Source organism: Mycobacterium talmoniae (genome assembly GCF_001854525.1).
Taxonomy (GTDB): Bacteria; Actinomycetota; Actinomycetes; order Mycobacteriales; family Mycobacteriaceae; genus Mycobacterium; species Mycobacterium talmoniae.
In genome coordinates, this window is record NZ_MLQM01000161.1 from 1 (window position 1) to 12,327 (window position 12,327).

A 12,327-nucleotide genomic window follows, 5' to 3' on the forward strand; every position below is an offset into this window, starting at 1 on the left:
GGCGGTGGCGGCGGCCCGGCCGGGGGTGGCGGCCCCGATTCGGTGCGTGCGCCCGGCGGTGGCGGAAAGGCCGGGCCGGGCGGCATCGGCGCCGGCATCGCGGCACCCTGCGGTGCGGCGCCGATCACCGAGGCCACCACGGTGCCGTGGGCGTCGCAGTCGGTCAGCCCGTCGCCGCCCATGATGTAGTCGCCGCCGGGCACCACCGGCAGCCGCGGGCTCGGTTGGACACCGGTGTCGATCACCGCGACCGGCACCCCGTTGCCGGTCGAGTACCGCCAGGCGTGCCGAACGTTGAGCATGGTGAAACCCGGGGCGGTGATCGCCACATTCGGATCGGCCACGGTGATGGTCTGGGCGCAGATGTTGCTTTGCCGCATCGGCTGCTCCGGGCCGGGTGTGCCGTCGCCGGGCACCCGGCTTGGATCCACCCCGGGTGGCGGGATGGACTGGGCCACCGGAAGGTTGGTCAACGCGGCGACCGCCAGCATCGTCGCCGCCAGTGCCGAGGTCCGGCGCGCCCGGCCGGTCATCGCATCCGCACCCAGGCGAACAGCCCGCCGATCCAGGCGGCCAGCGGCAGCGCGGCGATGATGGCCGCCAGCTCGATCCATTCGGCGGCCATCCGCACCAGCGGGGTGAACTTGGTGATCGGCACCAGCAGCCCCGCGGCCAGCCCCGCGCCGGCGAATCCGGCCAGCACCACCGCCGCCCACACCAGCGGCGGCGCGGACCCGGGCGGCTGGTGCACGACGAACTTGACCGCCGCGACGCACACCGCCGCCGCGGCCCCGCCCACCAGGGCCACGGCCTGGCGCTTGTCGGCGTGGGCGCGTCCGCGGCTGATGAAGATGACCACGAACAGCGCGACCAGCACCGCGGCCGCCACGCTGTGCCGTCGGCCCGGCATCAGGGTCGCCCACACCGCGGCGGGCAGCGCGACCGCGGCGCCCACGCAGATGCCGGTCAGGACGTGGTTGGCGCGCAGCGCCGCGGCGGCGATGCGGCGCCCGCGCGGCGTGGTGTCCGGGTCGGCGGTGGTGTCGTCGACCGACACCGGCTCCACCGTGTCCGCGGGCAGACCGTCGCTGCGCCGAAACAGATCCCGCCCGGTGACCGACCCGAAGTGCGGCGGTCGAATCCGGGCGCACCACAACGCGATGTTCGGCGCCAGGGTCAGCAACACCAGCAGCGCGGTCAGCGTGCCCATGCCCAACCACTGGGCCGGGACCGGTCGCCACATCCGGGCCGCGGCGAGGCCGCCGCCCAGGGCGCACAGCGTGACCACCGCGGCGGCGACGTGGACCAGCCGCCCGGTCAGCGCTGCGATCCCGCAGGCCAGCACCGCGACCGTCAGCGCCGCGATGAACACGTGCGGTGACCCCAACGCGCCCGGCGCGGCGGCGCTCAGGCTCACCGCCAGCAACGGTATTGCCAGCCAGCCGAATCCGCACAGCATGTCGGTGCGGTGCGGCCACCAGCGCCACACCGCGGCGGCCGCCCCGAGCGTCGCCAGGCCGACCGCGCCGGTGACGATGCTGGCCAGCGGGGTGTCGGCGGCGGCGCGGTGGCGCAGCGCCAATCCCAGCAGCGCCGCGGCGGCCATCGCGAGGATCGCCACCGCGGTGTGGGCGGCGGTCTCGGCGGTGACGGGTTCACTCAGCCGCTTGCCGATCCGGGCCAGCCCGGTGGACAGCGACTCGTATTGGGGTTCGAACGATTCCCCGTCGACGGCGGGCGCCAGCACCAGGGTGTCGCCGTCTTCGACGCCCAGATCGTCGAGGGTCTTGGTGACGTCGAGTCGGACCCCGTTGGCCTTGTGCAGTTCGTAGCCGATATCGGAATCCAGCCCACCCAACCCGCGCCGGGTCAGCTCGTCGTTGAGCAACTCGACGATGTTGTCGATGAACGTCTCGACCGGCACCGACGCCGGGTACACCTGCGAGACCAGGTGCGGCCCGCACACCACCGCGACCGCGCAGCGCGCCGGAAACGCGACTTTCGTCATCTCGGCCGTTCGGCATCCGGGATGTACTTGTCCGCGACGGCGGCGGTGATTTCGAATAGCCGCAGCCGGCTTTTCCGCCGTAGTTCATGCTGGGTGTCGATGATCCCGCCCTTGGCCAGATGCGGATCGTAGGGCATGAATTCCACGGTGGCGCCGGATTGGGCGAAGCGTTCGGTCAGGTAATCCCGCGCGTCGGGATCGTATTTGTTGCGGCTGTCGTTCAGGATCACCATGCTGCGGGACACCAATTCGTGATGCCCCATCGACCGCAGCAAATCGATCGAGCGGGTCACCGGCAGCGAGGTGTCGGCGGTCAGCCCGGACACGAACACCAGGGTGTCGCACGCATCGAACACCGCCTTCATCACCGGGTGCTCCAGATCGTCGGAGGTATCGACGACGATGATGGTGTGGGTGCGGCGCAGCCGGGACAGCACCCCGCTGAACATCGACGGCACCAGCGGGCGGGGTTGATCCGAGGCCCGGTTGCCGGCCAACACATCAAGTCCGATACCGTTCTGCCCCAGGTGTTCTCGGATGTCGGCGTAGCCCTGGACGTCGGTGTCGTTGAGCACCGCCGCATAGTCGCCGGGCGGGGTCTCGTCGATGCGGCCGGCCAGTGTGCCGAAGCCCGGCGCGGCGTCGACGGCCACCACGTTCTCCGGGCGGCATTCCCGAAACACCGCGCCGATACACGCCGTCAACGTCGTCTTGCCGACGCCGCCCTTACCGGAGATCACCGCGATGACGAACTGCTTGCGGATGTGGCGGCGGATGCGCTCCTGCAATTCGCGGTAATGCCGTTCGGCGGGTGACTCCCCGAAATTCACGCCGTGAAACGTGGTGAGATACGCGAATCGCCGCCACCCCGAACCGGGCGGAATTTTGCGGGGCGCCACCAAATCCGAGATGCGTAGCGTGTCGGACACCGAGTCGTGGCCCACCCGCGGAGCCGGCCGGGATCGGTCCGTCGCTTTCTTGTGTAGATCTGCCACCATGGGGTTACTCACCTTCAAACTCATGTGGACCAAGCCCTTTGCTTACACAACTTTTCGGTAGGAAAACCATTTGTCGTTCGCGGGCAGCCGGCGCAGCAGCTGGTTGACCGCGCCCCCGATGTGACGCGACGTGCCCGGTGCGAAGATCATCCAGTTCTTGCCGGCCGACCGGACATGTTCGGCGACCACCCGCCCGGCCGGGGTGTCCATGATGGTGACCACGCTGGGTTCCACCTGGGCGCGGGTGGGCCGGCCGGTTTCCAGCCCGGATTGAATCGCCACGATCGCGGCCTGCGCGGACCGCTGCGGGTCGGTGGCCAGCATCAGCAGCTGCAACTGGTCGCCGTCGAGGCGCTGGGCGGTCAGGAACGCCCGCAGGGTGTCGCGGCTAGTCACGTTGGCCGCCAACGCATCCGCGTCGACGGTGACCGGCCGCAGCGGCGCCGGCGCCAGCCTGCCGCACAACCGCTGGAGCTGGGTGGCGACCACGGTGTCGGCGGCGTCTTCGGCGCCGGCGGTGCCCGCCCCGCCGATGCGGACCAGGTCCTCGGACCGTTCCATCACCACCCACCAGCGGGCGAACCGGGCCAGCAACACCCGCGCCGGTGGATCGTCGCCCGGCAGGCGCAGCTGGATGAGCAGGGCGATATCGCGGCGGGCGACCACGGTCAGCCACTCCACCACGGTGGGATCCACCACGCCGGCATCGTCGATCACGCCGGCGCTGCGCAACGCGGCGCAGACCGGATGCGCCAGCGCGAGCGGTTTGGTTTCCACGCTGGGCAGGATGGGACGCAGCGCCAGCTCGGGGGCCAGCGCCTCAATGCCGGAGAGCACCTGCAGTGCCCACAGGCCGTCGACGGCGGTCGTCAGCACGTTGTCCCGCAATGCCCCCGCGGGGGGTAGGGGTGCGCCTCAGGTCGGCGCGGGCGGCGTTGCTAGCCGAAGATGCCGTTGAAGCTGTGGGCGCTCATCAGGTCGGTGGCTTGCGCCGAGTCGACGGCGTAATCCAGGGCCTTGCTGTGTAAGCCGACGGCGTCGCCGAGCTCCGCCAATCCCTTCAGCATCAGCGTGGCGCCGTCGCGCAACGCGTTAGCGCCTTCGCCGGTGAACGGCTCCAGCCGGTTGATCAGGCTCACGATCTGGTCGTGGTGGTCGAGCAGCTGCGCTGAGTTCCCGGCGAAACCGACGGACACAGCACCGATATGACCATAGTTGTAGGTGATGTCCGCAGCACCCATGGTCGTCGCTCCTCACAAAAGAATTGTCGCGGTGGTTAAGTCGCGATGCTGCCGAGCACGTTCTCGAACGAGTGCCCCGCATCGATCACTTGCTGGTCCCAGAAACTCAACGTCACGCCCATCGCGTGGGCCATCTGTTGACCGCCGTTGATCACGTCCCGAAGACCCTGGTTGATCCGTTCCGCCGTCAGCTGCGATTTAACGGCGGCGTCACCGGAAAAGGATCCGGCGGCAACGACATCCTCGTGGCTGTTGAGCGTGTTCATGGCAACGGCCTGCGCCTCGGTCATGATGTTGGTTAGCGTCTGCTGCGCCTCCGCCAGCAGCTCCGGGGGTACCCGTGGCGGCATAGCATTCTCCTTTGATTTTTGCAATACCCGAATCGGGTTGGGCTTGAGTGTAGACGCGTATCTGCCGCTGTCACTTCACCTTTGCACAGGCAATCGTTTGACAGTTACCCCAGCCGTCACGGCGTTAACTCCTGCCCGTCGCGCGGTCGCTTCTGGGCCGCGAGCAGACGCAGATTCGCACGATCCGGCCGAGATTTGTGCGAATCTGCGTCTGCTCGGCGGGGTCAGCCCGCGGCGCCGGCGGGGCAGTGCCGGGGCCTCAGCGGGGGGTCAGCCCGCGGCGCCGAGCAACTCCAGCATGGCGTGGCTGGCGACCTTCGTCCCGAACGGAATCGCCGCGAGATCCACCACGTAGTCCGGGCTGTGCGGCGCATACGGAAACAGTTTCCCGGCCGCGGCGGCCTGGGCGTAGACCTCCGGGTCGGCGACCCCGACAAACAAGTACGCCAACGGCACATCGGTGTGCGGGCCCTTGAGCAGGTGGCAGTCCTCGCTGCCGCCCAGCGGCGGCAGCTGGGTCACGACGTTGTCCGTGCCGAGCACCCCACCCAGCGCCGCCGCCACCCGATCGGTGAGCCCCGCGTCGTTGACCAGGGGAGTGGACCCGCCGCGCATGGTGATCACCGGCAACCGGTCCTCGGGCATGCCGTAGCTGCGGGCGATGCCCTCGCTGATGGTCTTGATCCCGGTCAGCAACTGCTCGCGGACATGCGGCTGGAACCAGCGCAGGTTGACCTTCAGCAGCGCCCGATCGGGGATGACGTTGTAGCTGGCACCGGCCTGGATCGCTCCGACGGTGAGCACCGCGGTGTCGTTCGGGGCGATGGTGCGGCTGACGATGCTTTGGAACTCGACGACGGCCAGCGCGGCCATCAGCACCGGGTCCTTGGCCAGGTGCGGCATCGACCCGTGGCCGCCGACCCCGCGGAACACGATGTCGAGCTGATCGGTGCCGGCCATCCGTTCCCCGCCGACGGCGGCCAGCATGCCCACCGGCACCGGGGCGGTGTGCATGGCCAGGAAGTGGTCGGGTTTGGGGATGAAGTCATAGAGCCCGTCGTCGACCATGGCCCGCGCGCCGGCGATCAGCTCCTCGGCGGGCTGGCCGATCAGCACCGCGGTGCCCGACCAGGCGTCGGTCGTCTGCGCCAGCACCTTGGCCATCCCCAGCATCCAGGTGGTGTGGGCGTCGTGGCCGCACACGTGCGCGGTCGGCGTTTCGGTGCCGTCATCGCGGGTGACGCGCTTGGTGCTGGCGTAGTCCAGGCCGGTGGCCTCCGCCACCGCCAGCGCGTCCATGTCCGCGCGGTACATCACGGTGGCGCCGGGACCGTTCTCCAGGATCGCGGCCACACCGGTGCCGCCGATGCCGGTGGTCACGGTGAACCCCAGGTCGGTCAACGCCTGCGCGGCGATGCGGGCGGTGCGGACCTCGGTGAACCCCAATTCGGGGTTGCGGTGAATGTCCTTGAACACCTCGGTCAGACGCGGAGTGTCGGCGTCGACGAGTGAGTCAACGCGGTCAGTCATGGGCAGACCTCCTGCTGTTCTCGCCGAGATCGACGTTTGCGGGCCAAAGTTCGAGAACGCATCCCGGAAACGTCGATCTCGGCGAACCCGACGGGGTCATTGCCGGCCCTCCATCAGGAGGTGCGCCCGCTCGAACAGCCGCAGGGTGGCCCGGTGCAGGTGCTCACCGACCTCCTTGGGGGCTTTGCCCGCGCAGGCGCGCGCCCAGGTGCCCTCCAACACGATGCCGAGCTTGAAGCAGGCCAACACCGTGTACCAGGTGATGTGGCTGAGGTCGCGGCGGGTGTTGGCGGCGTAACGCTCGATCAGGTCGTCCGGGCCGGCCACCCCGTCGCTTTCCAGGAAGGGGTGCTCGAGCACGCTGGACCCGTCCCGCCCGCGCCAGGTGGCCAGCAACCAACCCAGATCCAGCAGCGGGTCGCCGATCGTGCACATCTCCCAATCGACGATGGCCACCACCTCGGGCCCGGTCCGGGAGAACATCACGTTGGCGGCGTGGTAGTCGCCGTGCATGATGCCCGGCGTCCACGACGCCGGTTGGCCGCGCTGCAGCCAGGCGGCGACCTCCGCCACGCCCGGGATGTCGGGGCCGGGATAGTTGTCGAGCTCGGAATAGGATTCCAGCTCCGAAAGCCAGCGCGGCACTTGGCGTTCCAGGAAGCCGTCCGGTTTTCCGAAATCACCGAGCCCGACCGCGACGTGGTCGACGGCGCCGAGTTTGGCCAGCGCGTCGGCCATCGACAGCCCCATCTGATAGCGCACGGTCGGATCGCCGGCGTGCAGCGGCGGCAGCCCCTGGCCGGCGTTGAACCCGTCGACCGGCTCCATCAGGTAGAACACCGCGTCGCCGAGCACCGTCGGGTCCTCGCAGCGGGCGATGAGCCGCGGATGCGGCACCTCGGTGCCGGCGAGGGCGGCCAACACCTGCGTCTCCCGCAGGATCACCGTGTTGGAGCGGGGCCGCAGGTGCCGCGGCCCGCGCCGCAGCACATAGGACCGGCCCGATCGGGTGAAGCGCAGCATGATGTTCTGGGTGCCGCCGGACAGTTCGGTGACGTCGTCCAGCGGGCCTTCGCCCAGCCCCTGCGTCGACATCCATGCTGCGATAGCTTCCGGGTCCACCCCTGAGAACCTACCGTGAAGCGATGACCCCACCGGTGATGCAGCGCTGGATCGAGCTCGTCGAATCCGGCCGGATGGACCACGTGGCCGAGTTGTTGGCCGAGGACCCGGTGTTCTACTCGCCGGCGGTGTTCACCCCGCAACGGGGCCGGGAGACCGTGCTCGCCTATCTGGCGGCGGCCGGAAAGGTCTTTGCGGACACCGATTTCCGTTATGTCGGGCAGTGGTACACCGACCGGTCGGCGGTGCTGGAGTTCACCGCGACCGTCGACGGCATCTACGTCAACGGGATCGACATGGTGCATTGGGATGACGACGGCAAAATCGTCGCGGTCAAGGTGATGCTGCGACCCTTCAAGGCATTGCAGGCGATCATGCCGAAGATGGCCGCCCTGCTGCCAAAGCCGTGACCGCGGTGCGGCTGCTGTTGACCGCGGACACCCACGTGCCGCGGCGCGCCCGCGACCTGCCGGCGCCGCTGTGGGACGCGGTGGCGCGGGCCGATGTCGTCCTGCATGCCGGGGACTGGGTCGACGTCGGTCTGCTCGACGCGCTGCAGGCCAGGGCGGCGCGGCTGATCGCCTGCTGGGGCAACAACGACGGCGCGCAGATCCGGGCCCGGCTGCCCGAACGGGCCGACGCGACGCTGGGCGGGCTGCGCTTCACCGTCGTGCACGAGACCGGGGCGGCGGCCGGCCGCGAAGCGCGGATGTCGCGGCGCTACCCGGACACCGACGTGCTGGTGTTTGGTCATAGCCACATTCCCTGGGACACCACGGCGGCGACCGGTCTGCGGTTGCTCAATCCCGGCTCGCCGACCGACCGTCGGCGCCAGCCGCACTGCACCTTTATGACGGCGGCGGTGCGCGACGGCGTGTTGGTCGATGTCGTCCTGCGCCGGCTGGGTTGACCTGGGGTTTCGTCGTGTGGCGGGGTGGGTAGGCCATCGACTGAAGCTGGGAGGTGACCGATGCCCGAGCCTAAGCCGTCGCAACCGACCCCCGCGGTGCCCGCCGAGCCACCGGAGCCCGCCAGGCCGGCCGAGCCGCCGGAACGGCTGGCGCCCGAGGAAACCCCCGAACGGCTCACCCCGGCCGAACCGGAGTAGGGCCAGCGCAGACGATTCGAACGGAGAGCGGCTATGCGTGCCGAAGAAGGCGATGAATCGATCAACGATTACGCCGACGAAGCAGAACAAGCCAAGGACACCGTCGCGCCGGAGCCGTCGTGGTGGCACAAGCTGTGGCGGTCGCTGACGTTTTGGCGTGGCCGGTAGGCAGCCGCGGTTCACAGCCGGCGCATAGGGTCGACACAGTATCGGCCCATGCCCGTGCCCATACTGAAAGTCATGGCTGAACCCCACACACCGGCGGAACGTGTGGTGATGCGTCGCGCCGACGGCAACCCGATCAACGTGCTGGTGGTCGACGACGAGAACGTGCTGGCCGAGATGGTGTCGATGGCGTTGCGGTACGAGGGCTGGAACGTCACCGCCGCCGGGGACGGCGCCGCGGCGATCGCCGCCGCCGGCGCCGCCCGCCCCGACGTCGTCGTGTTGGACGTGATGCTGCCGGATATGAGCGGGCTCGACGTGCTGCGCAAACTGCGCACCCAAAACCCGCAGTTGCCGGTGCTGTTCCTCACCGCCAAGGACTCGGTGGAAGACCGGATCGCCGGGCTGACCGCCGGCGGCGACGACTACGTCACCAAACCGTTCAGCCTCGAAGAAGTGGTGCTGCGGCTGCGGGCGCTGCTGCGCCGCACCGGGGTGACGACCGCCGAGGCCGGCGCCCAGATCGTCGTCGGGGACCTGGTCCTCGACGAGGACAGCCACGAGGTGACCCGGGCCGGGGAGCCGATCTCGTTGACCTCCACCGAGTTCGAGTTGCTGCGGTTCTTGATGCACAACGCCAAGCGGGTGCTGTCCAAGGCGCAGATCCTGGACCGGGTGTGGAGCTACGACTTCGGCGGCCGGTCCAACATCGTCGAGCTGTACATCTCCTACCTGCGCAAAAAGATCGACAACGGTCGCGAACCGATGATCCATACCCTGCGCGGCGCCGGCTATGTCCTCAAACCCGCCCGGTAGCGGGCGGCGGGTCTGGTCGCTGCGGGCCCGGCTGCTGGTCGGCCAGATCGTGCTGCTCGTCGCCGTCTGCGTCGGGATCGGCGCGGTGACCGAACTGGCGCTGCACCAATACCTGGTGGGCCAACTCGACCATGAGTTGCACAAGGCCGCGCACCGCTCGGCGGACCTCTACGGCATGCCGCCGCCCCCGCCGCCACCGCTGCCGTGGCGCCATCACCACCGCCCCGTGCACCGGCCCGGGCCGGGGCCGATGTTCCTGGATGCGCCGGGTCAGCCGCTCGGCATCGTCGCGGCCGTCGTCGACGACGGCGCCACCGTCGACGCCGGCTATCTGACCGGTCAGGGGGACCGCGGCGCGTTGACCGACACCGCCCAGGCGCAGCTGAGCGCGCTGGCCGGCGCCCGCCGGCCGGTGACGCTGGACGTGGACGGGCTGGGCCGCTACCGGGTGGTCGCCGCGCATGCCCGCCACGGCGGCGCCGTCATCGTCACCGGGCTGCCGATGGCCAACGTCGACGACACCATGATCCGGGTGCTGCTGATCTTCGCGGTCGTCACCGCCGTCGCGGTGGCCGCCGCGATCACCGTTGGCATGCTGATCATCCGGCGCGCGCTGGCGCCGCTGACCCGGGTGGCCCAAACCGCCGGTGAGGTGGTGAACCTGTCGCTGGACCGCGGGGAGGTGACGCTGCCGGTGCGGGTACCCGAACCGGACGCCAACCCCTACACCGAGGTGGGCCGGCTCGGGTCGGCGGTGAACCGGATGCTCGACCACATCGCGACGGCACTGTCCACGCGGCAGGCCAGCGAAACCCGGGTGCGTCAGTTCGTCGCCGACGCCAGCCACGAACTGCGCACCCCGCTGGCCGCGATCCGCGGCTACACCGAACTGGCCCAACGCATGCGGGACGACTCCGACGCGGTGACGCACGCGATGAGCCGGGTGGCGTCGGAGACCGAGCGGATGACCCATCTGGTGGAGGATCTGCTGCTGCTGGCCCGGCTGGACTCGGGTCGGCCGCTGCAACGCGAACCGGTCGATCTGTCCCGGCTGGCGGTCGACGCGGTCTCCGACGCACACGTCGCCGGCCCGGACCACGAGTGGAAGTTGGACCTGCCCGCCGAGCCGGTGATCGTCGCCGGTGACGAAGCCCGGCTGCATCAGGTGCTGACCAACCTGCTCGCCAACGCCCGCGTCCACACCGGTCCGGGCACCGTGGTGACCACCCAACTGGCCACCGCAGCCACCCACGCCGTGCTGCAGGTGATCGACAACGGGCCGGGCATCCCCGAGCAGCTGCAACCGGAAGTGTTCGAGCGGTTCGCGCGCGGCGACACCTCCCGATCCCGCAAGGGCGGCAGCACCGGGCTGGGCTTGGCGATCGTGTCGGCGGTGATCAAGGCGCACCACGGCAGCATTGAGGTGCACAGCGCACCGGGCCACACCGCATTCACCGTGCGGCTGCCGCTCACAGCCGGCGCATAGCAGCGGCCCATCGGGCACCCACGCCGGTCGGTGAGGATCGAGGGGTGACGATCACCGCGCCCGAGCAGCTGGCGGCGCGCGCGGCGGAATCGCGGTGCCCCCGCGGCGCGGTGATCGTCCTGCTGGCCGGCACCGCGCTGCTGTACCTGTGGCAGCTGTCGGCCAGCGGCTGGGCCAACAGTTTCTACGCGGCCGCCGCCCAGGCCGGCGCCCAAAACCCGATCGCGTTCCTGTTCGGGTCCAGCGACGCCGCCAACGCGATCACGGTGGACAAGACCCCGGCCGCGCTGTGGGTGATGGCCACCTCGGTGCGGCTGTTCGGGCTCAACTCGTGGAGCCTGCTGGTGCCGCAGGCGCTGGCGGGGGTCGCGGCGGTCGGCGTGCTGTACGCCGCGGTGCGCCGGGTCGCCGGCGCGCCGGCGGGGCTGTTGGCCGGGGCGGTGCTGGCGCTGACCCCGGTGGCCGCGTTGATGTTCCGCTACAACAATCCCGACGCGCTGCTCGTGTTGCTATTGGTGGTGGCGGCCTACTGTGTGCTGCGCTCCCTGGACGACGGCGCCAGCGCCTGGTGGCTTTCGGCGGCGGGCGCGGCGGTCGGATTCGGGTTCTTGGCCAAGATGCTGCAGGCCCTCCTGGTGCTGCCGGTGTTCGCGCTGGTGTATCTGGTCGCCGCGCACCCGCCGCTGCGGACCCGGCTGCGCCGGCTGGCGGGCGCGACGCTGACCCTGCTGGCCTGCGCGGGCTGGTACCTGCTGCTGGTCGAGCTGTGGCCGACGTCGTCGCGGCCCTATATCGGTGGATCGCAACACAATTCGATCCTGGAACTCACCCTCGGCTACAACGGGTTGGGTCGGTTGACCGGCGATGAGACCGGGGGGCTGGGCAACACCAACTTCGATGTGGGCGCCGGGCGGCTGTTCGGACCGGCCATGGGCGGCCAGATCGGGTGGCTGTTGCCGGCCGCGGTGATCGCGATCGCCGCCGGGCTGTGGCTCACCCGCCGCGCGCCCCGCACCGACCCGGTGCGGGCCGCGCTGCTGCTGTGGGGCGGCTGGCTGCTGGTCACCGGTGCGGTGTTCAGCTACGCCAACGGGATCGTGCACTCCTATTACACGGTGGCGTTGGCGCCGGCGATCGCGGCCGGTGTCGCCCTCGGCGCCGAGCTGCTGTGGCAACACCGGCGCGACGCCTGGGCCGCGGCCACGCTGGCGGTCGTGGTGATGGTCACCGCGGGCTGGGCGTATGTGCTGCTGGACCGGACCGCGTCGTGGCTGCCGTGGCTGCGGGTCGCCGTCGTGGTGGTCGGCGTAACCGTCGGGCCGCTGATGCTTGCCGCCGGTCGGCTCCCGGTTGCTGCGACGCGGGTGTTGGCCGCGGCCGCGGTGCTGGTGTCGCTGGCCGGCCCGGCCGCCTACACGCTGGCGACGGTGGCGACCCCGCATCGGGGTGCGGTGCCGTCCGCCGGTCCCCGGGTGCAGCGCTGGCAGGGCCCACCACCCGGCC

At 70.2% G+C, this 12,327-nt stretch carries 13 protein-coding genes and 3 pseudogenes; 8 read left to right on the top strand and 8 right to left on the bottom strand.

Translation table 11 applies throughout. The annotated features are described in order from the left end of the window. From BKN37_RS21720 to BKN37_RS21755, 8 genes and pseudogenes are all read right to left on the bottom strand, one after another. Nucleotides 1-533 (bottom strand): annotated as a pseudogene (locus BKN37_RS21720) (type VII secretion-associated serine protease); the annotation flags it as partial. Beyond that, nucleotides 530-2,008 (bottom strand): type VII secretion integral membrane protein EccD, encoded by a 1,479-nt coding sequence (gene eccD, locus BKN37_RS21725; RefSeq protein WP_083341960.1) that lies wholly within the window; start codon nucleotides 2,006-2,008, stop codon nucleotides 530-532. The pseudogene BKN37_RS21720 and the gene eccD, both read right to left, overlap by 4 nt. Beyond that, the gene (locus BKN37_RS21730) at nucleotides 2,005-3,006 is read right to left on the bottom strand and encodes a CpaE/TadZ family protein (protein ID WP_095407170.1); all 1,002 of its coding nucleotides are present in this window, start codon (nucleotides 3,004-3,006) and stop codon (nucleotides 2,005-2,007) included. Before BKN37_RS21730 ends, eccD begins: the two co-directional genes overlap by 4 nt. 42 nt (nucleotides 3,007-3,048) lie before the next feature. Beyond that, nucleotides 3,049-3,882, bottom strand: coding sequence for an ESX secretion-associated protein EspG (locus BKN37_RS21735; RefSeq protein WP_071029036.1), 834 nt, complete (start codon nucleotides 3,880-3,882; stop codon nucleotides 3,049-3,051). Nucleotides 3,883-3,944: 62 nt separating this feature from the next. Continuing rightward, nucleotides 3,945-4,247 (bottom strand): WXG100 family type VII secretion target, encoded by a 303-nt coding sequence (locus BKN37_RS21740; protein WP_071029028.1) that lies wholly within the window; start codon nucleotides 4,245-4,247, stop codon nucleotides 3,945-3,947. 35 nt (nucleotides 4,248-4,282) lie between these two features. After that, complete coding sequence (locus BKN37_RS21745; protein WP_071029029.1) at nucleotides 4,283-4,597, bottom strand: hypothetical protein; 315 nt, start codon at nucleotides 4,595-4,597, stop codon at nucleotides 4,283-4,285. A gap of 270 nt (nucleotides 4,598-4,867) precedes the next feature. After that, entirely contained in the window at nucleotides 4,868-6,127 is a 1,260-nt protein-coding gene (locus BKN37_RS21750; RefSeq protein ID WP_071029030.1) for an amidohydrolase, read from the bottom strand. Nucleotides 6,128-6,223: 96 nt separating this feature from the next. Next, nucleotides 6,224-7,222 (bottom strand): phosphotransferase family protein, encoded by a 999-nt coding sequence (locus tag BKN37_RS21755; RefSeq protein ID WP_071029031.1) that lies wholly within the window; start codon nucleotides 7,220-7,222, stop codon nucleotides 6,224-6,226. Between the two features lie 50 nt (nucleotides 7,223-7,272). Between BKN37_RS21755 and BKN37_RS21760 the strand changes: the two genes are divergently transcribed. The 8 genes and pseudogenes from BKN37_RS21760 to BKN37_RS30470 form a co-directional block, all read left to right on the top strand. After that, a complete protein-coding gene (locus BKN37_RS21760; RefSeq protein ID WP_071029032.1) occupies nucleotides 7,273-7,659 on the top strand; it encodes a nuclear transport factor 2 family protein in 387 nt (128 codons plus the stop codon). A 5-nt stretch (nucleotides 7,660-7,664) separates the two neighbouring features. Continuing rightward, nucleotides 7,665-8,159, top strand: coding sequence for a metallophosphoesterase family protein (locus tag BKN37_RS21765; protein WP_071029037.1), 495 nt, complete (start codon nucleotides 7,665-7,667; stop codon nucleotides 8,157-8,159). Between the two features lie 60 nt (nucleotides 8,160-8,219). After that, nucleotides 8,220-8,357 carry a hypothetical protein gene (locus tag BKN37_RS29310; RefSeq protein ID WP_165618372.1) on the top strand — a complete coding sequence of 46 codons (138 nt, stop codon included), beginning with the start codon at nucleotides 8,220-8,222 and terminating at the stop codon, nucleotides 8,355-8,357. 33 nt (nucleotides 8,358-8,390) lie between these two features. Further along, nucleotides 8,391-8,525: a hypothetical protein gene (locus BKN37_RS30225; protein ID WP_278184967.1), complete on the top strand. Its 135-nt coding sequence runs from the start codon at nucleotides 8,391-8,393 to the stop codon at nucleotides 8,523-8,525. Between the two features lie 108 nt (nucleotides 8,526-8,633). Beyond that, nucleotides 8,634-9,338: a response regulator transcription factor gene (locus tag BKN37_RS21770; RefSeq protein WP_071029038.1), complete on the top strand. Its 705-nt coding sequence runs from the start codon at nucleotides 8,634-8,636 to the stop codon at nucleotides 9,336-9,338. Beyond that, nucleotides 9,316-10,824, top strand: a complete 1,509-nt coding sequence (locus BKN37_RS21775; RefSeq protein WP_071029033.1) for a sensor histidine kinase — start codon at nucleotides 9,316-9,318, stop codon at nucleotides 10,822-10,824. Before BKN37_RS21770 ends, BKN37_RS21775 begins: the two co-directional genes overlap by 23 nt. 296 nt (nucleotides 10,825-11,120) lie before the next feature. Then, nucleotides 11,121-11,504, top strand: a pseudogene (locus BKN37_RS30465) (glycosyltransferase family 39 protein); the annotation flags it as partial. Between the two features lie 596 nt (nucleotides 11,505-12,100). Next, nucleotides 12,101-12,211, top strand: a pseudogene (locus BKN37_RS30470) (hypothetical protein); the annotation flags it as partial. Between the last annotated feature and the right edge of the window lie 116 nt (nucleotides 12,212-12,327).